This is a genomic window from Arthrobacter sp. ok909 (genome assembly GCF_900104405.1).
GTDB lineage: Bacteria > Actinomycetota > Actinomycetes > Actinomycetales > Micrococcaceae > Arthrobacter > Arthrobacter humicola.
Genome location: NZ_FNJS01000019.1, coordinates 1 through 26,443, shown reverse-complemented (window position 1 = coordinate 26,443; position 26,443 = coordinate 1). Strand labels below are relative to the sequence as shown.

The 26,443-nt window shown below is 67.8% G+C and carries 24 protein-coding genes and 1 pseudogene; 14 read left to right on the top strand and 11 right to left on the bottom strand.

Annotated features, from left to right (window positions below; all coding sequences use genetic code 11):
* Nucleotides 1–3 precede the first annotated feature (3 nt).
* Nucleotides 4–480, top strand: a complete 477-nt coding sequence (locus tag BLR03_RS15115) for a YbaK/EbsC family protein (RefSeq protein ID WP_254788526.1) — start codon at nt 4–6, stop codon at nt 478–480.
* Between the two features lie 4 nt (nt 481–484).
* On the opposite strand, the gene BLR03_RS15110 is transcribed toward BLR03_RS15115, so the two are convergent.
* Nucleotides 485–2,083, bottom strand: a complete 1,599-nt coding sequence (locus BLR03_RS15110; RefSeq protein ID WP_091254091.1) for an ABC-F family ATP-binding cassette domain-containing protein — start codon at nt 2,081–2,083, stop codon at nt 485–487.
* A gap of 328 nt (nt 2,084–2,411) precedes the next feature.
* On the opposite strand from BLR03_RS15110, the gene BLR03_RS15105 reads away from it, so the two are divergent.
* From BLR03_RS15105 to BLR03_RS15095, 3 genes are read left to right on the top strand one after another with little or no spacing between them, the layout of a single operon-like run.
* A complete protein-coding gene (locus BLR03_RS15105) occupies nt 2,412–3,065 on the top strand; it encodes a biotin transporter BioY (protein ID WP_091254089.1) in 654 nt (217 codons plus the stop codon).
* Nucleotides 3,062–3,883 (top strand): energy-coupling factor ABC transporter ATP-binding protein, encoded by an 822-nt coding sequence (locus tag BLR03_RS15100; RefSeq protein WP_254788525.1) that lies wholly within the window; start codon nt 3,062–3,064, stop codon nt 3,881–3,883. The genes BLR03_RS15105 and BLR03_RS15100 overlap by 4 nt, the downstream gene beginning before the upstream one ends.
* Entirely contained in the window at nt 3,880–4,512 is a 633-nt protein-coding gene (locus BLR03_RS15095; protein ID WP_091254087.1) for an energy-coupling factor transporter transmembrane component T family protein, read from the top strand. Before BLR03_RS15100 ends, BLR03_RS15095 begins: the two co-directional genes overlap by 4 nt.
* A gap of 422 nt (nt 4,513–4,934) precedes the next feature.
* Here the strand turns inward: BLR03_RS15095 and BLR03_RS15090 are convergent, their stop codons facing one another.
* On the bottom strand, nt 4,935–6,089 hold the full coding sequence (locus BLR03_RS15090) for a thiolase family protein (protein WP_091254243.1): 1,155 nt from the start codon (nt 6,087–6,089) through the stop codon (nt 4,935–4,937).
* 121 nt (nt 6,090–6,210) lie between these two features.
* Entirely contained in the window at nt 6,211–7,623 is a 1,413-nt protein-coding gene (locus BLR03_RS15085; RefSeq protein ID WP_091254084.1) for a class I adenylate-forming enzyme family protein, read from the bottom strand.
* 58 nt (nt 7,624–7,681) lie between these two features.
* On the opposite strand from BLR03_RS15085, the gene BLR03_RS15080 reads away from it, so the two are divergent.
* Complete coding sequence (locus BLR03_RS15080; RefSeq protein WP_091254081.1) at nt 7,682–8,569, top strand: KPN_02809 family neutral zinc metallopeptidase; 888 nt, start codon at nt 7,682–7,684, stop codon at nt 8,567–8,569.
* A gap of 31 nt (nt 8,570–8,600) precedes the next feature.
* Here the strand turns inward: BLR03_RS15080 and BLR03_RS15075 are convergent, their stop codons facing one another.
* From BLR03_RS15075 to BLR03_RS15045, 7 genes are all read right to left on the bottom strand, one after another.
* Nucleotides 8,601–9,236, bottom strand: a complete 636-nt coding sequence (locus BLR03_RS15075; protein ID WP_091254079.1) for a hypothetical protein — start codon at nt 9,234–9,236, stop codon at nt 8,601–8,603.
* Nucleotides 9,237–9,454: 218 nt separating this feature from the next.
* Complete coding sequence (locus BLR03_RS15070) at nt 9,455–9,787, bottom strand: metal-sulfur cluster assembly factor (RefSeq protein ID WP_018772973.1); 333 nt, start codon at nt 9,785–9,787, stop codon at nt 9,455–9,457.
* Between the two features lie 13 nt (nt 9,788–9,800).
* Nucleotides 9,801–10,598, bottom strand: a complete 798-nt coding sequence (gene sufC / locus BLR03_RS15065; RefSeq protein WP_091254077.1) for a Fe-S cluster assembly ATPase SufC — start codon at nt 10,596–10,598, stop codon at nt 9,801–9,803.
* Nucleotides 10,599–10,680: 82 nt separating this feature from the next.
* Nucleotides 10,681–11,040 carry a non-heme iron oxygenase ferredoxin subunit gene (locus BLR03_RS15060; protein ID WP_091254076.1) on the bottom strand — a complete coding sequence of 120 codons (360 nt, stop codon included), beginning with the start codon at nt 11,038–11,040 and terminating at the stop codon, nt 10,681–10,683.
* Nucleotides 11,041–11,066: 26 nt separating this feature from the next.
* Entirely contained in the window at nt 11,067–12,353 is a 1,287-nt protein-coding gene (gene sufD, locus BLR03_RS15055; protein WP_091254074.1) for a Fe-S cluster assembly protein SufD, read from the bottom strand.
* The gene (gene sufB / locus BLR03_RS15050; RefSeq protein WP_091254071.1) at nt 12,353–13,816 is read right to left on the bottom strand and encodes a Fe-S cluster assembly protein SufB; all 1,464 of its coding nucleotides are present in this window, start codon (nt 13,814–13,816) and stop codon (nt 12,353–12,355) included. The genes sufD and sufB overlap by 1 nt, the downstream gene beginning before the upstream one ends.
* A complete protein-coding gene (locus BLR03_RS15045) occupies nt 13,816–14,727 on the bottom strand; it encodes a helix-turn-helix transcriptional regulator (RefSeq protein WP_254788524.1) in 912 nt (303 codons plus the stop codon). Before BLR03_RS15045 ends, sufB begins: the two co-directional genes overlap by 1 nt.
* Before the next feature lie 107 nt (nt 14,728–14,834).
* Between BLR03_RS15045 and BLR03_RS15040 the strand changes: the two genes are divergently transcribed.
* The 5 genes from BLR03_RS15040 (at nt 14,835) to BLR03_RS15020 (ending at nt 19,717) form a co-directional block, all read left to right on the top strand.
* The gene (locus tag BLR03_RS15040) at nt 14,835–15,803 is read left to right on the top strand and encodes an ABC transporter ATP-binding protein (RefSeq protein WP_091254069.1); all 969 of its coding nucleotides are present in this window, start codon (nt 14,835–14,837) and stop codon (nt 15,801–15,803) included.
* Between the two features lie 98 nt (nt 15,804–15,901).
* The gene (locus BLR03_RS15035; protein ID WP_091254066.1) at nt 15,902–16,612 is read left to right on the top strand and encodes an ABC transporter permease; all 711 of its coding nucleotides are present in this window, start codon (nt 15,902–15,904) and stop codon (nt 16,610–16,612) included.
* A gap of 7 nt (nt 16,613–16,619) precedes the next feature.
* A complete protein-coding gene (locus BLR03_RS15030) occupies nt 16,620–17,564 on the top strand; it encodes a COX15/CtaA family protein (protein ID WP_091254063.1) in 945 nt (314 codons plus the stop codon).
* Between the two features lie 222 nt (nt 17,565–17,786).
* Nucleotides 17,787–18,311 (top strand): hypothetical protein, encoded by a 525-nt coding sequence (locus tag BLR03_RS15025; RefSeq protein WP_254788523.1) that lies wholly within the window; start codon nt 17,787–17,789, stop codon nt 18,309–18,311.
* A 281-nt stretch (nt 18,312–18,592) separates the two neighbouring features.
* The gene (locus tag BLR03_RS15020; protein ID WP_254788522.1) at nt 18,593–19,717 is read left to right on the top strand and encodes an acyltransferase family protein; all 1,125 of its coding nucleotides are present in this window, start codon (nt 18,593–18,595) and stop codon (nt 19,715–19,717) included.
* 73 nt (nt 19,718–19,790) lie between these two features.
* On the opposite strand, the gene BLR03_RS15015 is transcribed toward BLR03_RS15020, so the two are convergent.
* Complete coding sequence (locus tag BLR03_RS15015) at nt 19,791–20,753, bottom strand: heme o synthase (RefSeq protein ID WP_091254060.1); 963 nt, start codon at nt 20,751–20,753, stop codon at nt 19,791–19,793.
* 513 nt (nt 20,754–21,266) lie between these two features.
* Here BLR03_RS15015 and tkt point away from each other — a divergent pair.
* The 4 genes and pseudogenes from tkt to BLR03_RS14995 form a co-directional block, all read left to right on the top strand.
* Nucleotides 21,267–23,384 carry a transketolase gene (gene tkt / locus BLR03_RS15010; protein ID WP_091254059.1) on the top strand — a complete coding sequence of 706 codons (2,118 nt, stop codon included), beginning with the start codon at nt 21,267–21,269 and terminating at the stop codon, nt 23,382–23,384.
* Nucleotides 23,385–23,447: 63 nt separating this feature from the next.
* The gene (gene tal / locus BLR03_RS15005; protein WP_091254056.1) at nt 23,448–24,563 is read left to right on the top strand and encodes a transaldolase; all 1,116 of its coding nucleotides are present in this window, start codon (nt 23,448–23,450) and stop codon (nt 24,561–24,563) included.
* Between the two features lie 6 nt (nt 24,564–24,569).
* Nucleotides 24,570–26,207, top strand: coding sequence for a glucose-6-phosphate isomerase (locus BLR03_RS15000; RefSeq protein ID WP_091254053.1), 1,638 nt, complete (start codon nt 24,570–24,572; stop codon nt 26,205–26,207).
* A gap of 15 nt (nt 26,208–26,222) precedes the next feature.
* Nucleotides 26,223–26,443, top strand: a pseudogene (locus BLR03_RS14995) (glucose-6-phosphate dehydrogenase); the annotation flags it as partial.

Sequence of the window (26,443 nt, the reverse complement as noted above, 5' to 3'; positions counted from 1 at the left end):
GACGTGGCCGCCTTGATTCCGGAGCCGGTGGCCCGGGTGAAGCACGCACTGACCTCCCTGGGCGCCGAGGACACCGTCACGGTGTTTGAATCGAGAGTCCCGACGGCGGCCGCTGCCGCGACCGCCTTGGGCTGCGACGTCGCGGCGATCACCAACAGCCTCGTGTTCGACCTTGACGGGACGCCGTTGCTGATCCTGGCCAGCGGCGCCGCTCGGGTCGATGTCCGCAAGGTCGCGGCGCGGGTGGGCGCAGGGAAGATCCGCCGCGCCTCACCTGAATTCGTCCTGGAACACACCGGGCAGGAAGTCGGCGGCGTGGCTCCCGTGGGGCACCCGGAGAAGATCCGGACGCTGCTGGACGAATCACTGGCGGCCCATCCCGTGCTCTGGGCAGGGGCGGGCGACCACAATTCGATGTTCTCGATCAGCTACGAAGAGCTGCACCGGATCACGGGCGCGGTGGAGATGCCCGTCCGTTAGGGTTTTACGCCAGCGTGATCAGGTCCAGGTAGTCTTCGTTCCAGTGGTCCTCGATGCCGTCGGGAAGCAGGACCACCCGCTCCGGGTTGAGCGCCTCAACGGCGCCCTCATCGTGGCTCACCAGCACGACGGCGCCGGTGTAGTTGCGCAGCGCACCGAGGATTTCGGAGCGGCTGGCCGGGTCCAGGTTGTTGGTGGGCTCGTCGAGGAGCAGCACATTCGCGCTCGAGGCCACGATGGTGGCCAGGGCCAGACGGGTCTTTTCGCCGCCGGAGAGGACCCCGGCGGGCTTGTCGACGTCGTCCCCGGAGAACAGGAACGAGCCCAAGATGCCACGGACCTCGGAATCGTTCATGTCCGGGGCGGCCGAGCGCATGTTCTGCAGGACGGTGCGGTCGACGTCGAGCGTCTCGTGCTCCTGGGCGTAGTAGCCCACCTTGAGGCCGTGGCCGGGGATCACTTCGCCGGTGTCCGGTTTGTCGACGCCGGCGAGCATGCGCAGCAGCGTGGTCTTACCGGCACCGTTGAGGCCCAGGATGACCACCTTGGAGCCGCGGTCGATCGCGAGGTCGACGTCGGTGAAGATTTCCAGCGAGCCGTAGGACTTGCTGAGGCCGTCCGCAGTGAGCGGGGTCTTGCCGCAGGGCGAGGGGTCCGGGAAGCGCAGGGCTGCCACGCGGTCGTTTTCACGGACGGCTTCGAGGCCGCCGAGAAGGCGTTCGGCGCGCTTGGCCATGTTCTGCGCGGCGACGGCCTTGGTGGCCTTGGCCCGCATCTTGTTCGCCTGGTCCATGAGGACCTGGGCCTTCTTCTCCGCGTTGGCGCGTTCACGCTTGCGGGCGCGCTCGTCGGTTTCGCGCTGGGTGAGGTAGCGCTTCCAGTCCATGTTGTAGAAATCGATCTGGGCGCGGTTGGCGTCCAGCAGGAAGACCTTGTTCACCGTTGCTTCGAGCAGTTCGGTGTCGTGGCTGATGACGATCAGGCCGCCCTGGTGGTTCTTGAGGAACTCACGGAGCCAGGAGATGGAATCGGCGTCGAGGTGGTTGGTGGGCTCATCGAGGAGCATGGTCTCGGCGTCCGAGTAGAGGATGCGCGCGAGCTCCACGCGGCGCCGCTGCCCGCCGGACAGGGTCTTCAGCGGCTGGTTCAGCAGGCGGTCCGGCAGGGCGAGGTTCGAGCAGATCGCCGCGGCCTCGGCTTCGGCTGCGTAGCCGCCGGCGGCCAGGAATTCGGATTCCAGCCGGTCGTAGCGGTTCATCGCCTTGCGCTGGACTGCCGCGTCCTCGCTGGCCATCTCTTCGTGCGCGACGCGGAGCTTGCCGACGGCGACGTCCAGGCCGCGGACGGACAGGATCCGGTCCCGTGCGAGCTGTTCCATGTCCGGGGTGCGCGGATCCTGCGGCAGGTAGCCGATTTCACCGCTGCGGGTTACCTTGCCGGCGGCCGGCAGGCCTTCGCCCGCGAGCACCCGGGTCAGTGTGGTCTTGCCTGCACCGTTACGGCCGACCAGGCCGATCTTGTCTCCCTTGTCGATCCGGAAGCTCACCTGGTCCATGAGGAGGCGGGCGCCGGCGCGAAGTTCGAGATCCTGGACGGTAATCAATGCAGCTAAGGCCTTTCACAACAGGGAATGCCGCGGCACATCGGGTGGAATCTGGGCGGGGCCGGGGCAGGTCGGCCGAGAGCACGGCCTCTACAAGTCTACCGGCCCCGCCCGGACTCCGTGACATGGACACCGGCGGCCGCGGCCGGCCGCCGCGCGGACCGCGGACGGCATTCGTTGGCGGCGCCCTCCAGCATCCGACCCGCCGCTTAGTGGGGCACCTACAAAAAACCCGGAGGGCCGCGGCCGTAGAGTCGGAATCACCATTCCGTTATGCGCCGCATCGCAGCCATGCAACGCACCGCACCGCACCTTCGACAGGAACTCCATGACGCAGACCGACCACTCCGCCACTGCCAAGACCGGGCTCTCGCGCCGCCGGAGCCGCTGGAACGCCACCGACCTCGGCCTGATCGCAGTCTTCGCCGCCCTAGTGGCCGGCTCCGCGTTGATCGCCGCCATTCCCGTTGGCGGGCTCGGCGTGCCCATCACCCTGCAGACCCTTGCGGTCATGCTCACGGGGCTGGCGCTCGACCCGGGGCGGGCCTTCGCCGCCCTGGGACTCTACCTGCTGCTGGGATTCGCCGGCCTGCCGATCTTCAGTGGCGGCCGCAGCGGGCTGGGCGTTCTGGCCGGCCCGTCCGCCGGCTACATCATCGGGTTCCTGCTGGCCGCCACGGCGGTGGGCTGGCTGACCGCCGTCGTGCTCGCACGCACCGCCACCCGGACCGGCAAACTCCGCGCCGTGCTCCTGTTCGCCGCCGCCATGGTGAGCAGCATCGTCTTCATCCACGGCCTGGGCATCCTGGGCATGATGGTCAACGCCAAGCTCGACTTCTCCAAGGCCTTCCTGGCCGACCTCGTGTTCTACCCCGGCGATATCATCAAGAACGTCCTGGCCGTCAGCATTGCCCTGGCCCTGCACAAGGCCTTCCCGGATCTGCTGCTCCGCCGCGTCCGGACGGCAGACGCCCGCCCGTGAGCACCATCGTCCTGGACCGGGTTTCGGTGCGGGTGTCCGTTGACGGCCGCGCCGAACCCAAGACGCTGCTCCAGGAGCTTTCCCTCACATTCACGGAACGGCGCATCGGGATTATCGGGGCGAACGGCTCGGGCAAGTCCACCCTCCTTCGGCTCCTCAACGGGCTCGTGGCACCCAGCGACGGCACGGTAGGAGTCGACGGCGCCGATACCGTGCGCGCCGTGCGGGAGGTCCGCCGCCGCGTGGGCTTTGTCTTCACGGATCCGCTGTCCCAGCTCGTCATGCCCACCGGGCGCGAGGACGTGGAGCTGTCCCTGCGGCGCTCCATCCGCAACACCACCGAGCGCCGCGCCCACGCGGAGACAGTCCTGGACCGGTTCGGACTCCTGCGCCTCGCGGACCAGAGCATCTATGAACTCTCCGGCGGCGAACGCCAACTCCTGGCCCTAGCCGCCGTCCTGGCCGTCGACCCTGAGGTGCTGGTCCTGGACGAGCCGTCCACCCTGCTGGACCTGCGCAACCGCGAACTCCTGCGGCGCACGCTGTCCGGGCTCCGCCAGCAGGTCATCCTGTCCACCCACGACCTCGAACTCGCCCAGGACATGGACCGGGTCCTCGTGGTGGATGCCGGGAAGGTGGTGTTCGACGGCGGTCCGGCCGAGGCCGTCCGGCACTACCGCGCCCTGAGCGCTGCGGGTCTGCCTATCGTGGGTGTGCCTGGGACCGGCGCCGGGCTGGCCGGGCTTCAGCCGGAGCCGCTGGAGCAGGGCGGGCTTCAGCAGGGCGGCCTTCGGCAGGCCCGGCTGGAGCGGCCGTGAGCGGCCACGGCTTCCTCCTGGCAACCTACTCGCCGGGCACGTCCCTGATCCACCGGGCGCCGCTGGCGCTGAAGTTCCTGCTGGTTGTCGGGTGTGGAATGGCGTCCTTCCTGATCTCCGACTGGGCGGTGTCCGCCGTCGCGCTGACGCTGCTGTGCGGGCTGTTCCTGGTCAGCGGCGCGGGGCCGGCCCGGTTGTTCCGCGCGGTGCGCCCGGTCCTACCGGTTCTCCTGGCGATCGGCGTCTTCCAGTGGTGGCAGCTGGGCGCACCCACCGCCGCGCGGATCGTGCTGAACGTCCTGGTCTGTGTTGTGGCGGCCTCGATCCTCACCGCCACTACCCCGGTGCAGGCGCTCCTCGACGGCGTCGCGTCCCTGGCCCGGCCGTTTCGGCGCTTCGGTGCGGACCCTGAGCGCTTCGCCCTGACCATTGCCATCATGCTCCGCAGCATCCCGTTCGTTGCCGAGGCCTACCTGAACGTCCGCGACTCCGCCCGGGCCCGCGGACTCGACCGCAACCCCCGCGCACTGGTGCTCCCGGTGTTCATCACCACCGTGGCCTTCGCCCGGCAGACCGGCGAAGCCCTGGCCGCGCGTGGCCTGGGCGACCCCGAGGACCCGGAGGACTAGTCCCCTGCCGGTTGCCCCGGGTATTCCTCCCGGACCCCGTTCCCCCTGGACATGCCCTCCCCTGGCCGCAAGTAATGGACATAGAACCATGGTGTCCACCCCAGAAGCCAAGTAATGGACATGTCCCGCCACCAGTGCCCGAGCGGCCCACACCCGGAGCCCGCACCCGTTGGACATGCCCTCCCCTTGCCGCGAGCAATGGGCATAGAGCCATGGTGTCCACCCTTCAAGCCGAAGAATGTACATGTCACGTCGCCGGGGCCAGAGAAGAACATGTCCCTTCTCCGGGGCCAGAGCAGGGCGTGTCCCGGATCCGAAGAATGGACATGTCCTCCGTTGCCCGCAGCCGCGGGACATAAACCCCGCATGTCCACCCGCCACGGCGAAAAATGGGCATGTCCCCCCGGGGCTGCCCGGGACGGTCAGCCGAGGCTGCAGTAGCCGAGCAGCGCGGCCGTGCCCATGCCTCCGGCGATGCTGATCATGGCCAGGGCGAGCTGGCCTGGCTCCCGGGACCTGCGGGCCTGTGCCAGCAGCCTTGTCACCAGCACAGCGCCCGAAGCTCCGTAGGCGTGCCCGAGCGCCAGGGCGCCGCCGTCGAGGTTCGCGCGCTCCGGATCGATCCCCAACAGATCCAGGCACGCGAGCGTCTGGGAGGCGAATGCCTCGTTGAATTCCACCAGGCCCAAGTCTTTAGACGTGAGACCCCGGGCGGCCAGGAGCCGCCCGGCCGCCGCGGCCGCCCCGATGCCAAGCAGGTGCGGCGCCACCCCGGCAGTGTCGGTTGCCAGCACCAGGAGCCCGTCGGCGGCGCCCAGCTGCCGGGCCCGTTCCACGGAGGTAATGATGACAGCGGCCGCGCCGTCCGCGTCGAAGCAGGAGTTCCCGGCCGTGACCGTGCCGCCTGCAGCGAACACGGGGGGGAGGCGGGCCATCAGGGCCGGTCCAAGACTGGGCCTCGGACCGTCGTCGGCTGCCACGGCGGCCCCGGACTGCGCGGCAAGCGGCACGAGTTCGCCGTCGAACCGCCCGGCAGTGGCGGCGGCCAGGGCGCGGCGGTGGCTGCGGAGGGCAAAGGTGTCCTGGCGGTCCCGGCTGATGCCGTAGCTGGCGGCAACGTTCTCGGCCGCCACCCCCATGTCCGGGTCGCCGAGGCTGAGCGGGGCGAACTGGGCCCTGCTGTAGTAGTCCGCGCTGCCGTCCTCATTGCGGTGCGCCCGGAGCGGGGCCGTGCTGATGCTCTCCACGCCGCCGGCAAGGTAGACACCGCTGCCGCCCGCGCCGACGAGCCGGGAGGCCAGCACGATCGCGTCCAGCCCGGAGCCGCACTGCCGGTCCACCGTGACGCCGGGGACCGTGATGGGCAGACCGGCCTCCAAAGCGGCGAGCCGGGCCACGTTCCCGCCGCCGCCCACGGCGTTGCCGATCACGACGTCGGTCACGGAGCCCGGGGTGAGGCCCGCACCGGCGTCGGAGAGCAGGCTGCGCAGCACCGGGGCCAGGAGCTCGTGGGCGCGCAGCTTCTTCAGGGTGCCGTTGGCCCGGCAGAGCGGCGTCCGCCGCGCGGCGATGATCACAGGCTGCCGGTCCTCCGGCAGCAGCCCCGGGAAGGACGGCCCGCCTGAAGCACGGCCGTCTGAATCCGGGCCGCCTCCCAACGGCCCGGACTCCGGGCGCGGCTCAGCCAAGGTGCGCCGCTCAGCCAAGGCGCCGGATCCGGGGATCGTTCCGGTCCACCCAGTCGAGCAGCAGCTGCCGGCTGATCTTGCCCCGGTCGGTCAGGGGCAGCTCCGCCAGCGCGAAGTATTCGAGCGGGCGCTTATTGCGTGCCAGCACGTCCTCGATGCCCGCCTTCAGCTGGGTGGCGGTGACCGCCCCGTGCGAGGGCACCACTGCAGCCACCACACGCTGGCCCCGAAGGTCGTCGGCCATGCCGGCAGCCACGGCCGCGGCGACGCCCGGGACGGACGCCAGCGCCATTTCGACTTCGTGCGGGTAGACGTTCGTGCCGGCGGTGATGATCATGTCGGAGCGGCGGCCCAGCATGTGCAGGGTCCCGCCGGAGACGTATCCTTGGTCCCCGACGGTGTACCAGCCGTCGAAACACCGCAGGGCGTGGCCGTCGTCGCCCCACAGGTAGCCGTTGCTGACCATGCCGCTGCGAACGCAGATGTTGCCGTCAGTGCCGTCCGGGAGTTCGGCCCCCCGGTCGTCCAGGATGCGGATATCGACGCCGGGAAAGGGCTTCCCGATCCCGGTGCCGCCGGGCTCCACGCCCTCGCCGGGGCGCAGGCCGGCGCCCGAAACGAAGCTGAGCTCGGAGGCGCCGTAGTACTCGAAGATGGTGGCGTTGGGTGCCCAGCGCCTCGCTGCTTCCAGCGTCCGGGCGTCCAGCTTGGAGCCGGCGCAGACGATGCTGCGGATGCCGGAGGCGTCGACCCCGCCGGCCAGGCCGCGCTCGCTAAGCAGCCGTAGCATGGTGGGCACCAGGACAAGCCGGGTGATGCCGTCGTGGCTGACGGCCGCGTGGGCGGCGCCGACGTCGAAGTGGTCAAGCGTGTGGAACTCCGCACCGGCGTAGAGGCATTCGGCGAGAGCGTAGAGGTTCAGGCTCGCCGCGAGGGGGCCGGGGGCGAGGGTCTTGTCTTGCCGGGTCAGGCCGAAGAATTCAATGGACGCGTCGAACGATTCCTGCCAGGACCGCCGCGAGCGGGTAAACGCCTTGGGCACCGAGGTGGTCCCGGAGGTCAAACCGATCAGGAACGAGGTACCCGGCGGCCCGTCAACCAGCTCGGCTCCCAGTTCAGGGCCGGACTCATCCCCCGGAACCGGTGTCCGCGCGATGCGGGCGGTAATCGCGTCCTGCAGCTGCTGCGGCCAGGCAGGGTCCAGCACCGCGCACTGGCGCTGACCGGCGACGGCAGCGGCGAACGCGACGGCGAAGCGGGTCGAGTTGTGTTCCGACAAGACGGTGATGGCCGGCGCCGCGGGGACCCGCGCCGCGGCCTGGCCCCGCAGACCGGACCAGCTGAGGTGCGTCCCGGCCACGACGACGGCAGTTTCGTCGGGACGGTCATCGGCCCAGCGTTGGAGTCTGTCGAGAAAAGGCATCGCACCAACTTTACCGTTGCCGGCCGCCGCCGCCCGTTGTGCGGGATATTGTGACTCAATGAGCTTCAATGACAACGCGCCGCTGGATCCGTCACAGGTCCAGGACCGACGAGGGATGGGCCGCGGCCCCATGATCGGCGGCGGGATCGGCGGTGGCATCATCCTGCTGCTGGCCGCGCTGTTCGGCATCAACCCCCAGCTTCTCGAGGGACTGGCCGGCACCACCCAGGACCCCCAGTCGCAGAGTCAGGGCTCTGCGCCGGCCTGCCAGACCGGGGCCGACGCCGACGCCCGCCTCGACTGCAGGATCACGGGCACCGTCAACAGCCTGAACGCCTTCTGGCCGGCCTATCTGGCCCAGTACAACGCCAAATACCCGCGTCCCAAGGCCGTGATCTTCACCGGCGGGACCAACACCGGCTGCGGCGCCGCGACAACCGAGGTAGGACCGTTCTACTGCCCCGTCGACACCACTGCGTACTTCGATCCCGGCTTCTTCCAGGAACTCGTGGACCGGTTCGGCTCCTCCGGCGGCCCGCTGGCACAGGAATATGTGGTTGCCCACGAATTCGGGCACCACGTCCAGAACCTGCTCGGCAACCTCGACCGCGCGCAACAGGATCCCCAGGGCCCCGCTTCCGGGGGTGTCCGGGTAGAGCTCCAGGCCGACTGCTACGCAGGGCTGTGGGCACACTATGCAACCACCCAGCCGGACCCCAAGACCGGCCAGCCGTATCTCGAACCGCTCACGGACAAGGATCTCCAGGATGCCTTGTCGGCCGCCTCGGCCGTGGGTGATGACCGCATCCAGAAGGCCGCCACAGGCCGCGTCTTACCCGAAGCGTGGACCCACGGGTCCAGTGCACAGCGGCAGAAGTGGTTCTACCAGGGCTACACGACCGGGGACATCAACATGTGCGACACCTTTGCGGTGGCGACGCCCTGACGCCTAATGCTGGAGCTCACCGGCCTCGCGTTCACCGGGCTGGCGTTCCGCGCCGGGCCGGGATCTCAACGTAGCTCAGGAAACCGGCGTGGCCCATGTGCCGGTGCTTCGGATGCCATACCGGCCGGTAAAGATGCCCGAAGGGGTCCATCACCCGGACCGTGTCCAGCTGCTCATTCCCGGCCAAGAGGCGGTCGACGTCGGCCAGTTCGTTGCGCCGCGTCGACAGCCCGTCGATTTCCAGGCCCCAGAGCCCCAGTTCAGCGTCCGTCCCGCGTTCCAGCTGCAGCGTCTCAAACAGTCCGGCCACGAGTTCGGTGAGTCCGGCGGCGTCCGCTCGCTGCAACCGGTGTTTTTCCGGGTGCACCTCTCGGGCGTCGGCCAGCGCCTGCCGCAGCCAGTGGAATTCCACGCGTCCCAGGGGCGGCCCCATCTTCAGGTGGCGGTTCTGGTCCAGCTCGAGGCGGTAGGAGGTGGCGTTGCGGTCGATGATGCAGGAGGCCTCGCCGACATACTCGAAGTCCGCCAGCAGGTCTTCCCTGGAACGGTAGTAGTCGAACTCGCCGCTGTCCTCGACGACGACGAAGTCCCCGGCGGCGCCGGACGGCCCCGGCGCCGCGCCGGCAGCGCCGCCCGTGTCCGGCCACGGTGCTGGTGTGGCATCCATTCCGGTTTGCCTCCTGTCGACACTATGCCCGGTCCGCAGCCAGGGTGCCGCGGCGGACTCGTTGCCTTTATCAGATCACCGACCGGGCCGAAAGGGAACGCGCAGGCTTAAATGACGCCGGCCCCGCCTCAGTGAGGCGGAGCCGGCGTCATCGTAATTAGGGGCCGCCGAGGGTTCCCCGGCCGAGCGAAGCGAGGCTAGGGAGGCGGTGGGGGGACCTAGATGTTGAAGCCCAGGGCGCGCATCTGGTCTCGTCCGTCTTCGGTGATCCGTTCCGGGCCCCACGGCGGCATCCAAACCCAATTGAGGCGCCAGTCGTCGACGATCCCGTCCAGGGCCTTGCCGACCTGCTCTTCGATGACATCGGTGAGCGGGCAGGCGGCCGTGGTGAGCGTCATGTCGATCAGGAGCGCGCCGTCGTCGTCTGAGTACTTCAGGCCGTAGAGCAGGCCCAGATCAACGATGTTGACCCCGAGTTCCGGGTCAATCACATCCTTGAGCGCCTCTTCGACGTCCTCGAGGCCCGTGCGGGCCACATTGAGTTCAGTCATGGTGAAGTCCTAACTAGGCCTGTGCTGCAGCGTCTGCGGCAGCGATCGTGGCTGCTCCGGCGCCCGTGGCGTAGCGGTCGTAGCCTTCTTCTTCAAGGCGGTCGGCGAGTTCCGGGCCGCCCTCTTCGACAACCTGGCCGTCAACGAACACGTGCACGAAGTCCGGCTTGATGTAGCGCAGGATCCGGGTGTAGTGCGTGATGAGCAGGGTGCCCATGTTGCCTTCCGCGTGGGCGCGGTTGACGCCCTCGGAGACAACCTTCAGTGCGTCGACGTCGAGGCCGGAGTCGGTCTCGTCGAGGATCGCGAATTTCGGCTTGAACAGTTCGAGCTGGAGGATCTCGACGCGCTTCTTCTCGCCGCCGGAGAAGCCCTCGTTGACGTTGCGCTGGGTGAAGTCGGCGTCGATGCGCAGCTGCGCCATGGCAGCCTTGACGTCCTTCGTCCAGGTGCGGAGCTTCGGGGCCTCGCCGTCAATGGCGGTCTTGGCAGTGCGCAGGAAGTTCGTCATGCTCACGCCGGGAACCTCGACGGGGTACTGCATGGCCAGGAACAGGCCGGCCCGGGCGCGTTCGTCAACGCTCATCGCGAGGACGTCTTCGCCGTCGAGCGTGATGGTACCCGAGGTGACGTTGTACCGCGGGTGGCCGGCGATGGTGGACGCCAGGGTGGACTTGCCGGAACCGTTCGGACCCATGATGGCGTGCGTTTCGCCGGTCCGGATGGTCAGGCTGACGCCCTTCAGGATTTCCTTGGTGCCCTGCTCGGTGTCAATGCTGACGTGCAGGTCCTTGATCTCAAGAGTAGACATGTGCCTTGTTCTCCTCTGCACGGCGCCCTCCGGCACTGTGCGTTTTCTTGTCGATAAGTTGTGGTGCGCTAGCTGCCGGAAGCTAGCTGAAGTTCGGGGCCTCGGCACCGTTCAGGACGTTGGTGAAGTCCACATAGACCTCATCATCCAGGACGGTCACGGCAAAGACGGGGACAGGATCGTAGGCCGGCAGTTGGAGCGGCTCACCGCTGCGCAGGTCGAACTGGGAACCGTGGCCCCAGCACTCGATCTTGCAGCCTTCCACCTCACCTTCGGAAAGGGAGATGTCCGCGTGCGAGCAGGTGTCGCCGATGGCGTGGATCTCGCCCATCGAGTCTTTCACGATCGCAACGGGGTAGTCGTCGATCAGGATCCGCAGTGCCTGCTTGACCTGGATCTCGCTGGCGTTGCAGACAAGCTCGCCCTTTGGCTGTTCAGTCATTGATCTTCCCTGTGCTGCTGTGCTGGCTAATGATTCGTTGCCGCGAGTTCGCGCTCGACAGCGTCCGTGAGGCGCTCTTCGATGGCAGGAACCTTGATCTGCTGGATGATCTCGTTCAGGAAGCCGCGGACCACCAGGCGGCGGGCCACCTCTTCCGGAATGCCGCGGGCCATCAGGTAGAACAGGTGCTGGTCGTCGAACCGTCCGGTGGCGCTGGCGTGGCCGGCGCCGGCGATGAGGCCGGTCTCGATCTCAAGGTTGGGCACGGAGTCCGCGCGGGCACCGTCGGTCAGGACCAGGTTGCGGTTGGCCTCATAGGTGTCGGTGCCTTCTGCCTCCTTGCGGATCAGAACGTCACCAACCCACACGGTGTGCGCATTGCGGCCCTGCAGGGCACCCTTGTACAGGACGTTGGACTTGCAGTTGGGCACGGAGTGGTCCACGAACAGGCGCTGCTCGAGGTGCTGGCCGGCGTCGGCGAAGTACAAGCCGAACAGTTCCACTTCGGCGCCCGGGGCGGTGAAGCGTGCCGACGGCGTGACGCGCACGAGGTCGCCGCCGAGGCTGACGACGATGTGCTTGAACTTGGCGTCCCGGCCGAGCTTGGCCTGCTGGGAGGAGGCGTGCACGGCGTCGTCGTTCCATTCCTGAAGCGAGATGACGGTGAGCTGCGCGCCGTCCCCGACGACGATCTCGATGTTTTCCGACACGACGGCGGTGCCCTGGTGGTCCAGGACCACGACGGCCTTGGAGAACTTTTCGGCGACGATCACGACGTGCTGTGCGGAGGCCTCGGTGCCCTGGCCGGTCAGCAGGACGCTGACCTCGCCGTCGACCTGGACCTCGGCGGGAACCGTGATGACGGTGGCCTCGGTGAAGTTCTCCCAGGCGTTCGCGGACACACGGTCCTCGGGGATGGCGGCGGAGCCGATCCGGCGGTCGTCGCGGCCGACGGTTTCCACCGTGACGCTGTCCGGGGCGGTGACGCTCACGGACGGGGCCGCACCGGTGAGGACCTGGGTGTGCAGGCCACGGAGGCGCTTGAGCGGAGTGAACCGCCAGTCCTCTTCCATGCCGGTCAGCGGCTTGAAGTCAGCCAGCTTGTACGAGGTCAGCCGGCCGGCGCGTGAGCTGTCCGGAATGCCGACGCCGCCACCGTGGGAGTGGCGCTTGACGGCCTCGCCGGCCAGCGGGGCCTTGGACTCCGCGGCGTTCAGCGGTGAGAGGCTCTCGCCTTCCTCGGTGAAACCGTTGATGAACGGCTGGGCCGACGGCGCGCCGATGCGGGCCTTTTCAGTAGTGATGTCAGTCATTAACCGACCGATCCTTCCATCTGCAGTTCAATCAGGCGGTTCAGCTCAAGGGCGTATTCCATCGGTAGCTCACGGGCAATCGGCTCGATGAAGCCGCGGACGATCATCGCCATGGCCTCGTCTTCGCGCATGCCGCGGGACATCAGGTAGAACAGCTGCTCTTCGCTGACGCGCGAGACCGTGGCCTCGTGGCCCATGGTGACGTCGTCCTCGCGGATGTCGATGTACGGGTAGGTGTCCGAGCGGCTGATGGTGTCCACCAGCAGGGCGTCACAGCGGACCGTGTTGGCCGAGTGCTTGGCGCCTTCACGGACCTGGACCAGGCCGCGGTAGGCGGCACGGCCGCCGCCACGGGCCACCGACTTCGAAATGATCGAGCTCTTGGTGTTCGGCGCGATATGGACCATCTTGGAGCCGGTGTCCTGGTGCTGGCCTTCGCCGGCGAACGCGATGGACAGGGTCTCGCCCTTGGCGCCCTCGCCCACGAGGTAGACGGCCGGGTACTTCATGGTGACCTTGGAGCCGATGTTGCCATCGATCCACTCCATCGTGGCGTTCTCTTCACAGATGGCGCGCTTGGTGACCAGGTTGTACACGTTGGTGGACCAGTTCTGGATGGTCGTGTAGCGGACGCGGGCGCCCTTCTTCACGATGATCTCCACGACGGCGGAGTGCAGCGAGTCCGAGGTGTAGATCGGCGCGGTGCAGCCTTCGATGTAGTGGACGTAGGAGTCCTCGTCGGCGATGATCAGGGTGCGCTCGAACTGACCCATGTTTTCGGTGTTGATCCGGAAGTAGGCCTGCAGCGGAATGTCCACGTGGACGCCCTTGGGCACGTACACGAAGGACCCGCCGGACCAGACCGCCGTGTTGAGCGAGGCGAACTTGTTGTCGCCCACCGGGATGATCGTGCCGAAGTATTCCTGGAAGATCTCCGGGTGCTCGCGCAGCGCGGTGTCGGTGTCCAGGAAGATGACGCCCTGGGCTTCGAGGTCCTCACGGATCTGGTGGTACACCACCTCGGATTCGTACTGGGCCGCAACACCGGAGACCAGGCGGCTGCGCTCGGCTTCCGGGATGCCGAGCTTCTCGTACGTGTTCCGGATGTCCTCGGGAAGGTCTTCCCAGGTGGCGGCCTGCTTCTCGGTGGACCGCACGAAGTACTTGATGTTGTCGAAGTCGATGCCGGAGAGGTCCGCACCCCATGTGGGCATGGGCTTGCGGTCGAAGTACTTCAGGCCCTTGAGGCGCAGGTCCAGCATCCATTCCGGCTCGCTCTTCTTAGCCGAGATGTCGCGGACAACGTCTTCATCGATGCCCCTGCGGGCGTTGGCTCCGACGTCATTCTTGTCGGCCCAGCCGTACTCGTAGGTGCCGATTCCGTGGAGCTCGGGATTCTTTTCCAGAATCTCCGAAATCACAGTAGAGTCAGCAACCTTCTTCTCTGATAGTTGGTCCGTCATCACGGCCTTTCTTGCAGATGGTTGGATACTTCGTCCGGGGTACCCGGGGCTGCGGGACTGGAAGCCCCGACGGCGGCCGGACGGCCCGTAGGTATGTGGGTGGTACAGACGTGCCCGCCGCGCGCTAGAGTCGACAGCCGGCGCACATCGACGCCGACCAGCCGGGAGAACACTTCGGTCTCCACATCGCAGAACACGGGGAACTGGGCCGCCAGGTGCTGGATGGGGCAGTGCCCCTGGCAGAGCTGGACGCTGGACAGGGCGGCCGGAAGCGGCGCCTTGGCTTCAATCGACTGCGCCGAGGCGACGAAACCGTCGCGGCTCAGCGCCTCGGAGAGGGCCCGGGCCCGGGCCGTGATGTCCGGGCCGGCCTGCTCGATCCCGGGCGCGTAGCGGCGTTCCATGTCGGCGAACCGTTCGACGGCGAACTGCCGCACCGCTTCGGGGCCGGCGGCCTCGCCCAGGCGGCGCAACGCCACGGTGGCGATGTCGAGGTAGTCGTTGCCAAGCGTCGACTGGCCCTGGGAGCTCAGGACATAGCGGCGGGCGGGACGTCCCGCGCCGGCACCGGCACGGGCAGCACGCTTGACCTCAATCACGCCGCTGCGCGAGAGGTGGTCGAGGTGGCGGCGGACGGCGGCAGGGGTGAAGCCCAGGAGGTCGCCGAGTTCGGCGGCGCTGATGGGTCCATGCTCCAGCACGGCGTTGAGGACGCGGTCACGCGTGCGCTCTTCAGCGTCGTGGGTCTGGCTGCCGACGCCCGCGGGAACGACGTCGGGAACCTCATCCGGGACGACGGCCACGTGCGCCCGGGCGGACCCGAGGCGCGCAGCGGCGCGGCCGGACCGGGCAGCGGGCGCAGCGGCTCCGGACACAGCGGCTCCAGACGCAAGGGGACTCATGGAATACACAACACAATCATGTCGTAATTTACTCCGGCGATCCAGTAAGGCATGGCTTGCCTGCAGTCGGTGCCCCTTCCGGGGAAACGCCGTACTACATCGCGTAGAATGCTGTGGTGCGATCTCCCGAATCCCCCGTTCTGACCATCAGCGGGCTCGTCAAGGATGTTGGTCCACTGCCCACCCTCGACGGCAAGATGCTGCGCGTGGTCAGCGGCCTTTCCCTCGTTGCCGAACGCGGCCAGGTAACAGCCCTGCTCGGCGCCAACGGCGCCGGCAAGACCACCACCATCGAATGCGCCCAGGGGCTGCAGAAGCGGACCTCCGGCACCATCAGCCTGCTCGGCCAGGATCCGGACACTGCCGGCGCCGGCCTCCGTGCGCGAGTCGGTGTCATGCTCCAGGACGGCGGTCTCCCGCCGTCGGCCCGTCCCATCCCGCTGCTTCGGCACATTGCCGGCATGTACCAGGACCCGTGGCCGGTGGATGAGCTCATTGCCCGCCTGGGGATCGACTCGTTCAGCCGCACCTCGGTGCGGCGCCTGTCCGGAGGCCAGAAGCAGCGCCTCGCCCTTGCGGCGGCGCTGGTCGGCAACCCGGAGGTCCTCTTCCTCGACGAGCCGAGCGCCGGCCTGGATCCGCAGTCCCGCCAGATGGTCTTCGATCTCATCGCCGAGCTGCGCAACAGCGGGATGGGAATCATCCTCACGACCCACCTGATGGACGACGCCCAGCGTCTGGCCGACTACGTCTACATCATCGACGCCGGACGGAACGTCGCCGAAGGCACCGTAGCCCAGCTGCTGCAGCATCAGCTGCCCGCCGGCGATGACGGGCAGCACATCCGCACCCTGCTGTTTGAGACCGAACCGGGCCTGGACTTCACCGGCGTACTGCCCGACGGCGTTGAGGTCACCGAGGCCCGGGCCGGCAGCTACGCCGTGACCGGCGCACTGACCCCGGCGGACCTCGCGGCGCTCACCGCGTGGTGGGCAGCGCGCGGGATCATGCCCAGCTCCCTGAGCCTTGAGGCACGCAGCCTCGAGGACGTCTTCCTGGACATCTCCGGAAGGGAGATCCGATGACCCGCGTTTCCGGCGGCGCGCCTCTCGGCAGTGCCCCCCAGGGCAGTGCGCCGCCCACAGCATACGGCAGCGCACCCGCTCCGCTGTTGCGCAGGATCATGCTGCAGGGACGGTACGAAACCATCACCATGCTCCGGAACGGCGAGCAGCTGATCCTCGCGATCGTCCTGCCGCTACTGGCGATGGTCGGCCTGACCGTGACGCCGTTGCTGGACGGGCTCGGTGCGAGCCGCATCAATGTTGCCGTCCCCGGCATCCTGGCCCTGTGCGCCATGTCCACAGCCTTCACGGGCCAGGGCATCGCCACCGGCTTTGACCGCCGCTACGGCGTGCTGCGCTTTCTTTCCACCACTCCCCTGGGCCGCACCGGACTGATTGCGGGGAAGATCCTGGCCGTCCTGGCCGTCTTGTTCCTGCAGGTGCTCATCGTCTCGGCCGTGGCCCTGGTGTTGGGCTGGCAGCCCAACCCCGCGGGCTGGGTGCCCGGCATGCTCATCCTGGTCCTCGGGGCCGCATGTTTTACCGCGCTGGGGCTGCTGGTCGCCGGGACGGTCCGGCCGGAGGCGACCCTGGCCATCACCAATCTGCTCTGGATTCTGCTCGGGGCCTTGGGCGGGATCGTGATCCCGTCCGAACGACTCCCGGCGCTCTCGCAGGCTGTGGTGCACTTCCTCCCCTCCGGCTCGCTGGGCCAGGCGTTGAGGGATGCTTTCCTGTACGGCAGCGTCAACGTTGCTGCCGTCTTTGTCCTGCTGCTCTGGACGGCGATCGCCGGCGGCGCGGCAATCCGTTGGTTCAAGTGGAATTGAGAAAACTGTGAGCACGGCGTCACGCACACCCCGGATCGTTTCCGGGTTCACCTCCCGGCTGCCCGTCACGGTCGACAACAGGATCAGGCGGCTGGCCGTGTTGTCCCTCATCGGCCAGATCGTCCTGGTGGTGACAGGCGGCGCCGTCCGGCTGACCGCCTCGGGCCTTGGCTGCCCAACGTGGCCGCGCTGCACGGAAGGATCCCTGGCGACCACGCCGGAAATGGGGTTCCACGGCATCATCGAATTCGGCAACCGGCTCCTGACGTTCGCGCTGGCCGCCGTCGCGGTGATGATGCTCGTGTACCTGTGGAACCTCCGCAAGGAACGCCGCGACCTCTTCCTGCTGGCCCTGGGCCTGCTCGCCAGCATCCCGGCCCAGGCCGTCATCGGCGGCATCACCGTCCTGACCCAGTTGAACCCCTGGGTCGTGGGCCTGCACTTCCTCGTGTCCATGGCTCTCGTGGTCCTGGCAACCCTTCTGGTGAACCGCGCCTACGGCCGCACCGGCAAGGCCCGGACCGTGCAGCTTCCGGCCCTGCCGGGCGCCGCGCGCCCGGTGATGACCGCCGTCGCGTTCTTCTCCGCCGTGGCCGTTTGCCTGGGTGTGGTGGTAACCGGGGCCGGCCCGCATGCCGGTGACGCCAACGCCCCGCGGAATGACCTCGACTGGGACTTGTTCGCGCACATCCATGCCATGCCCGCGTATTTGGTGACCGCCGGAGCGCTGTTCGGAGTGTTCCTCGTGCTCCGCGGGCGGATCCCGGGGCCGTTCCGTTCCGCGGTGTTCATGCTCCTCGGCGTCACGGTGCTGCAGGCCGTCATCGGCTTCACGCAGTACTACAACGGCATCCCGGCGCTGCTCGTGGGCGCACACATGCTGGCGGCGGCCCTGCTGATGAGCGCGGCCACCAACGCCGCGGACCTTGCCCGCTACAGCCCGGTGAAATAGGCGCACCAACACCTTCCCCAACAAACAACGCGGGGTCGCGTACCGCCCGATCCGCCTCTGGCGGATGGGACGTACGTGACCCCGCGTTGCTTGTCTTTGTGGGCTCCGGTCTGGCCTCGGCGGGTTCCCCTGGAGCACTATGAGATGGCATGGATTTGGATCGTTGCGGTCGTGGGCATGTGGTCGTTCACTCCTGTGACGCTTACCGGAAGGCCTTCTCACATGAATCCGATCGAACCGCCCGTGACCCTGTCACCCGCGGCCCGCCAACGCGCGGCGAGCCTTAAAGAGCGGGTCTACATCATCTTTACGAGCCTCGCCGTGGTGCTGGCGCTTCGGAGTCACGCGGACGAGACGTCGCCCGCGGCCGCGGCCGCCACCCTCAGCATCGTGGTGATCGGTTCCCTGCTGGGGATTTTCGTCGCCGATCTCCTGAGCCACCTGACGGTTCATTCGAAGCTCCCTACCGGTGAAGAACTGCATCATATGATGGCGGTCAGCGCCGGCGGCCTCGGCGTTCTGGTGACTCCGCTGCTCCTGCTCGCAGCGGCCGGCCTCGGGCTCTGGTCGACGGCCGTGGCTCTCGGCTGGGCGGTTGTTGTTCTTGTTGCCTCACTCATGGTCGTCGGATACCTCGCGATCCGGCGCCTCGATATCCCGCTCCATCACAAGGCGGCCATCATGTTCGCCGAAGTCGTCTTGAGCCTTCTGGTGATCGGGCTCGAACTCATCGCCCACAACCTCTGAATCCCGGGCTCGTGTGGGCGAACGGACCACCAGACGGACCGTGGTCAGGTTTCGTCCAGCCGCGTCCGGAATAATAGGTTACGGCGCGGTGGCGCCGGAATCACATTCATCAGAAGAGGAACGGCACGGTTTTGCCTTGATTCAGCTGAAATAGAAACCGGCCGGATAGAGGCTCCGGAGGTTATATGGCGTTACTAGTCGGCGAAAGGGCCGCCACGGCCGCCCTGCAATCTACAGACCAACACGCTACAACCCAACAAACCGCAAGCAAGCCAATCACAGTGCGTCCGCGGCTTGACGGCCTGGACGTCCTTCGCGGCGCGGCCGTTGGCGCCGTCCTGCTGGGACATTCCTGGCCTGGAATATTTCAAGGCGCCGGGATCATCGGTGTCATTGCGTTCTTCGTGCTGAGCGGATACCTGATCACGAACGTGCTGCTCAGGGACGTGGAACGGCATCGAAGGATTCGCTACGGCCGTTTCTATGCGCACAGGGCCTTCCGGCTCGTGCCGGCCCTGATCTCCCTCCTGGGCGTGTACGCCGTCGTCGAGCTGGCCACCGACGTCCTCGGGGACCGGTCCAAGGGCATCGTCGGGTACACCGTCCTCGCCGGCCTCGGCTACCTCAAAGACCTGCCGCTGCCCTTCGACGTCAGCATGGCCATCGGACCGCTGTGGACGCTGGCGGTGGAGGAACAGTTCTATCTGATCTGGCCCGCGCTGCTGGTGCTCGCCCTGCGGCGCAATCGGCAGGGCCGGCTGATTGTCTGGTCGGCCGCCGTCGCCCTGTCTTTGATGACGGCAAGCGTGCTGGCGATGGAGATCCTGGCTCCGCAACTTCATTCGCTGGTCTACGCGTTGCCCACGACGTGGGGCCTGGGCCTGATCTTGGGGTCGGCCCTGCGCCTCTATCGGGTCCGCGTCTTCGGCTGGTTCACGGGCCGCCGGCTCAGGCTGGCCGCCCTGCTCGGCTCCTCGGCACTCCTGGCCGCGCTAGCGTTCTTCCCGAAAGCCAACGAAACACCGGCCTTCTTCTTCATCGGCGGCCCGCTGGCCATGGCTTCCGCGGCCGTCCTGGTGGCCCTCGCCGCCTCCCGCACCCGTGCGATGCCGACGTGGACGCGCCCGTTGCAGCTGCTGGGCACCGTGTCCTACGCCGCCTACCTCTGGAACTACCTCGTCATTCTCTGGCTCAACGGCGGGTCGACGGCGGATCTGCCGCCGCTCGTGGCGGTGTCGGCCATCGTGGTGACCCTGGTCATCGCGGTCATCAGCTGGCACACGGTCGAGAGGCTCGGACGGATCGCGCGCCATCGCTTCGACCAGCGGTACCCGGACCAGCGGCTGGCTGCCGGCGTCGTTGCCCGGCCCGGGCCGCGCCAGGAAGTACGCAGCGACGCCTCATAGCACTGCCACAAAACAGCAGACGCTCCCTCACCACGGGTGAGGGAGCGTCTGCTGTTTTAAGAACAGGGAGGGCTCAGCCGCCCATGACCGCCGAACCGATGAACGGGTCCACCGCCAGGGCGATGAAGAGCAGCGTCAGGTAGCTGATGGAGCCGTGGAAGACCTTCATGGCTCCCTTGTTGGAGACGTCGCCAGACTGGGCGCGGTTGTACAGGGCGTGTGACTCGTACAGGAACCACGCGCCGGCCGCGACGGCGGTCACCGTGTACACCCAGCCCGCGCCGCCGGCCGGGATCAGCAGGAGCGAGCACGCCACCATGGCCCACGCGTAAAGCACCACCTGCACCGAGACCACCTTGGCGCCGGCGATGGCGCCCAGCATGGGCACGTTGGCGTTGCGGTAGTCCTCGCCGTAGCGCATCGACAGCGGCCAGTAGTGCGGCGGGGTCCAGAGGAAGATCACCATGAAGAGCACGACGGCGGGCCATTCGACGGTGTTGGTGACGGCGGCCCAGGCGATCAGGACCGGGAAGCACCCCGCGGCGCCGCCCCAGACGATGTTCTGGGCGGTGCGTCGCTTGAGGATCATGGTGTAGATGACCACGTAGAAGACGATGGCGCCGAGGCCCAGCCATGCGGCGAGCGGGTTGGCCCCGAACCAGAGGATGGCGATCGCCGCGGCGCCCAGCAGCCAGGAGAAGATCAGTGCTTCGCGGGGGGTGACCTCGCCGGTGACCAGGGGCCGGTTCTCGGTGCGGTGCATGAGCTTGTCGATGTCGCGGTCGATGTAGCAGTTGAAGGCACCGGCGGAGCCTGCCGCGAAGGCGCCGCCGACGAGCGTCGCCAGAATCAGGCCGATCGAGGGGAATCCGCGTTCGGCATAGATCATGGTGGGCAGGGTGCTGACGAGCAGGAGCTCGATGACGCGGGGTTTCGTGAGCGCCAGGTAGGCCTTGGCTTTGCGGCCGAAGCCCATTCTTGCCGAGGCCGGCGAGGCGTTCAGCGGCGTATTTGTTGTGCTCACGGTGGCAGTCACTCTGTTCTGTCTGGGCAGTTCTGTCTGGCTGGGCAGCCCCGGGTGGATGTCGCAACGCTTTTGCTGCAGAACGGGCGCCGCGCGTAGCGCACGCCCGTGTCCTTGCCCCAGTCGAAGGCCACCACCCATCATACCGTGACGCTGCGCGCACCCGGCCCGCCGCCGGGTCCCAATGATTCGGGCGTGTTAACGCCGGCTCACGGGCGCAAGAGCGCGCGGTGATTCATATAAGCGAAATCAGGTCCAATTGGTGAGATATACGCTGACCACCAAGTGGAATGGGACTAGGCTGTTCTTAGATCAGCGCACACGGGCACGCACCAACGCAATTGTCGAGTAATTGCCCGGCAATTGCCGAAACCGGCGGCTCCGCATCTGCGTCTGAATGATAGATCAACGTTTCGATGGTGAACGGCTGGTACGTACTGCAGCGGGCACCGAACTGTGCCCGGGGTGGGACCAAGCGTACCGCCGGCCGTCAGCACAGAGAGGGGCCCGGTTTTCGTGCCACATTTGGAAGAGCAAGAACTGTCATGGACTACCTTGGACCAGCGCGCCGTGGACACTGTCCGGGTGCTGGCCGCGGACGCGGTGGAGAAGGTGGGCAACGGCCACCCCGGTACCGCGATGAGCCTGGCCCCGGCCGCGTACCTTCTCTTCCAGAAGCTGATGCGCCACGACCCGAAGAACCCGGACTGGCTGGGCCGTGACCGGTTCGTCCTGTCCCCGGGCCACACTTCCCTGACCCTGTACATCCAGCTGTTCCTCTCCGGCTACGGCCTGGAACTGAAGGACCTGGAAGCCCTGCGCACCTGGGGCTCCCTGACCCCGGGCCACCCGGAATACAAGCACACCGCCGGTGTGGAGATCACCACCGGCCCGCTGGGCCAGGGCCTGGCCTCGGCGGTCGGCTTCGCTTACTCCCAGCGCCGGATGCGCGGCCTGTTCGACGCCGATGCCCCCGCCGGCGAGTCCCCGTTCGACCACACTGTGTGGGTCATCGCCTCCGACGGCGACCTCCAGGAAGGCGTCACGTCCGAGGCGTCCTCGCTCGCCGGGCACCAGGAACTGGGCAACCTCGTGGTGATCTACGACGAGAACCACATCTCGATCGAGGACGACACCGACATCGCCTTCACCGAAGACGTGCTGGCCCGCTACGAGGCCTACGGCTGGCACACCCAGCGGGTCGACTGGACCCGCACGGGCGAATACGTCGAAGACGTCGCCGAACTCCACGCCGCCCTGCTGGCCGCGAAGGCCGAGACCGGCAAGCCCTCGATCATTTCGCTGCGCACCATCATCGGCTACCCGGCACCGAAGAAGCAGAACACCGGCAAGATCCACGGCTCGGCCCTGGGCGGCGAGGAAGTCGCGGCCCTGAAGAAGGTCCTGGGCTTCGATCCGGAACGCGCGTTCCAGGTCGACGAGGACGTCCTGGCCCACACCCGTCAGGCGCAGACCCGCGGCGCCGAGGCCCGCACCGCCTGGCAGAGCAGCTTCGAGGCCTGGCAGTCCGCCAACCCGGAGAACGCTGCCCTGCTCGAGCGCATCGAAGCCAAAAAACTCCCCGTCGAGCTCGACGCCGCCCTGCCGGTCTTCGAAGCCGGCAAGGACGTTTCCACCCGCGCCGCGTCCGGCAAGGTCCTGAACGCGATCGGCCCGGTCATGCCCGAACTCTGGGGCGGCTCCGCCGACCTCGCCGAATCGAACAACACCACGATCGAAGGCTCGCCCTCGTTCATCCCGGCTTCACGCTCCACCGGGGCCTGGAAGGGCAACCCCTACGGCCGGGTGCTCCACTTCGGCATCCGCGAGCACGCCGCCGCGTCGATCGTGAACGGCATCAGCCTGCACGGCCGGACCCGCGCGTTCTCCGGCACGTTCCTGATCTTCTCCGACTACCAGCGCCCCGCGATCCGCCTCGGCGCCCTCATGGGCGTGCCGTCCCTGTACGTCTGGACGCACGACTCCATCGGCCTGGGCGAGGACGGCCCCACCCACCAGCCCGTGGAACAGCTGGCCTCCCTCCGGGCGATCCCGGGACTGGACGTCGTCCGCCCCGGCGACGCGAACGAGGTCGCCGCGGCGTGGAAGGTCATGCTGGAGAACCACGAGAACCCGGCCGGCATCGTCCTGACCCGGCAGAACATCCCCACATACGCCCGCGGCGAAGGCGACGCCAGCGGCGACACCTTCGGCTCCACCGCCGGCGTGGCCAGGGGCGGATACGTCCTCGCCGAAGCCTCCAAGGACGGCGCCACGGTCCCGGCCGAGGTCATCCTGATCGGCACCGGCTCCGAAGTCCAGCTCGCCGTGGCCGCCCGTGAGGCCCTGCAGGCCGAGGGCATCGCCGCCCGGGTCGTGTCCATGCCCTGCGTGGAATGGTTCAACAAGCAGGACGCCGCCTACCGCGAAGCCGTCCTGCCGGCCGCCGTGAAGGCCCGCGTCTCCGTCGAGGCCGGCCTGGCCCTGGGCTGGAAGGAATTCGTCGGCGACGCCGGCCGCTCCATCAGCCTTGAGCACTTCGGCGCCTCCGCGGACTACAAGCGCCTCTTCCAGGAATTCGGCATCACCGCCGAGGCCGTCACCGCTGCCGCGAAGGACTCGCTCGCCAGCGTCACAAACTGACCCACCCCCATGGTTCCGGGGGACGCTGTGCCCCCGGAACCCATCATTTCCAGGAGTTATGACATGACTACCCCCACCCAGCAGCTTTCCGACGCCGGCGTCTCGATCTGGCTCGACGACCTCTCCCGCGGCCGCCTGCAGACCGGCACCCTGCGCAAGCTCATCGAAGAGAAGAACGTCGTTGGCGTCACCACCAACCCGTCCATCTTCCATGCCGCCATCACCTCCGGCACGGACTACGACGCCGTCATCGCTGCCCAGGCCGCGGCCGGCTCCACCGTTGAAGAGACCGTCTTCGAAATCACCACCACCGACGTCGCCGACGCCTGCGACCTCTTCGCTCCCGTCGCTGCCGCGACCAAGGGCGTCGACGGCCGCGTGTCCATCGAGGTGGACCCCCGCCTTGCCTGGGACACCGCCGGCACCATCGCCGAAGCGAAGCACCTGTACAAGAAGGTCAACAAGGACAACGTCCTGATCAAGATCCCGGCAACCCTCGAGGGCCTCGAAGCCATCACGGCGACTCTGGCCGAGGGCATTAGCGTCAACGTGACCCTGATCTTCTCCCTGGAGCGCTACCGCGCCGTCATCAACGCCTTCCAGTCCGGCCTGGAGCAGGCCAAGGGCAACGGCCACGACCTCTCCACGATCCACTCCGTCGCGTCCTTCTTCGTCTCCCGCGTCGACGCGGAAATCGACAAGCGCCTCGATGCCATCGGCACCGATGAGGCCAAGGCGCTCAAGGGCAAGGCCGGCCTGGCCAACGCCCGCCTGGCGTACCAGGTCTACGAGGAGCTCTTCTCCACCGAACGCTGGGCCCTCCTCGCCGAGGCCGGTGCCCTGCCGCAGCGTCCGCTGTGGGCCTCCACCGGTGTGAAGGACCCGGCCTACCCGGACACCCTGTACGTCACCGAACTCGTCGCACCGGGCGTGGTCAACACCATGCCGGAGAAGACGCTTGACGCCACGTTCGACCACGGCGTGGTGACGGGCGACACCGTCACCCGCGGCTACGACGACGCCAACGCGACGCTGAACTCCCTCGACAACCTGGGGATCTCCTACAACGACGTCGTGGCACTGCTTGAGTCCGAAGGCCTGGACAAGTTCGTGGCCAGCTGGAAGGAACTCCTCGGCGACGTCGAAGGCGCCCTGGCCTCTGCACGGAAGGCTTCCTAACCCACCATGAGCACACTCAGCTACGACGCCACCGGCGCAGCCCGCCAGGCCCACGAACAGCACCTCCCCGCACTGCTGGAGGACCGCATTGCCACCCGGATCTTCGCGAAGGACCATACCCTGTGGGGTCCCGACGCCGAAGCCGAGTCGGCCGTCCGGCTGGGCTGGGTCGAGGCGGCCACCGTCTCCCAGCCCCTGGTCAGCGAGATCCTGGCACTCCGTGACGCACTGAAGGCCGACGGCGTGACGCGCATTGTCCTGTGTGGCATGGGTGGTTCCTCGCTGGCGCCTGAAGTCATTGCGGGCACCGCTGGCGTCGAGCTGACCGTGCTGGACAGCACCGACCCCGAACAGGTCAGTGCCGCCCTCGTGGACCGGCTGGCCGAAACCGCCATCGTTGTTTCGTCCAAGTCCGGCTCCACGGTGGAGACCGATTCGCAGCGCCGGATCTTCGAGCAGGCATTCACCGACGCCGGCATCGACGCGAAGAGCCGCATCATCATCGTCACCGACCCGGGTTCTCCGCTGGACAAGGCTTCCCGTGAAGCCGGCTACCGCGCCGTGTTCAACGCTGACCCCAACGTCGGCGGCCGTTTCTCGGCGCTGACCGCGTTCGGGCTGGTCCCCTGCGGGCTGGCCGGCGTGGACATCCAGGCGTTCCTGGATGAGGCCGAAGAGGCCGCCGAGATCCTCAACGACGACTCGGAAGACAACATCGGCCTCGCCCTCGGCACGGCCCTGGGCGGGACCAGCCCGCTGCGCAACAAGATCGTCATCGCAGAGGACGGCTCCGGGATCGTCGGGTTCGCCGACTGGGCCGAACAGCTCATCGCCGAATCCACGGGCAAGCTGGGCACCGGCGTGCTGCCGGTCGTGGCCGGCCCCGCCTCCCCCGAAGCCACCCTGGGCGCAGCGGATGTCCTCGTGATCCGGCTCGTTTCGGCGGATGCCGACGACGTGCAGCTCGGCGAGAACGAGGTTGCCATTGCCGGGGGCCTGGCGACGCAGATGATGGTGTGGGAATTCGCCACCGCCGTGGCCGGCCGGCTGCTGGGCATCAACCCGTTTGACCAGCCCGACGTCGAGGCCGCCAAGGTGGCCGCACGCGGCCTGCTGGACGCGCAGCCGGAGCCGACGCCGGCGAACTTCACCGACGGCGCCATCGAGGTCCGCGGCGGCGAATGGCTGGGAGATGCCTCGACGGCGTCTGCCGCCGTCTCCGCGCTGCTGGCCCAGCTCGCAGAGGACAGCTACCTCAGTGTTCAGGCCTATTTCGACCGGCTCGCCTACGCCGGGTTCGAGGGTGTCCGGGACGAGCTGGCGGCCCTGAGCCGGCGCCCGGTGACGTTCGGCTGGGGTCCGCGCTTCCTGCACTCGACGGGCCAGTTCCACAAGGGCGGACCCGCGATCGGCGTCTTCCTGCAGGTCACGGCCGCGTCCGCCATGGACCTGGCCATCCCGGAGCGCCCGTTCACGTTCGGTGAGCTGATCTCGGCGCAGGCCGCCGGGGATGCCCAGGTCCTGTCCGAGCACGGCCGTCCGGTCCTCCGGCTGCACCTGACCGACCGGGCCGCGGGTGTGAAGCAGCTCCAGGAGCTCGTCACGTCCCTTGCCGGCCAGGCAGCACCTTCCACCGAAAGCTAAGGCACCCACGCAACCATGCCAGAAACCTACAACGGCGGCAGGACCACGGCCGGCCGCGGGCGTAATCCGCTCCGCGACCCGCGTGACCGCCGTCTGAACCGTATTGCCGGGCCGTCGTCGCTGGTGCTCTTCGGGGTGACCGGGGACCTCGCCCGGAAGAAGCTCATGCCGGCCGTGTATGACCTCGCCAACCGCGGGCTGCTGCCGCCGAGTTTCGCCCTGGTGGGCTTTGCCCG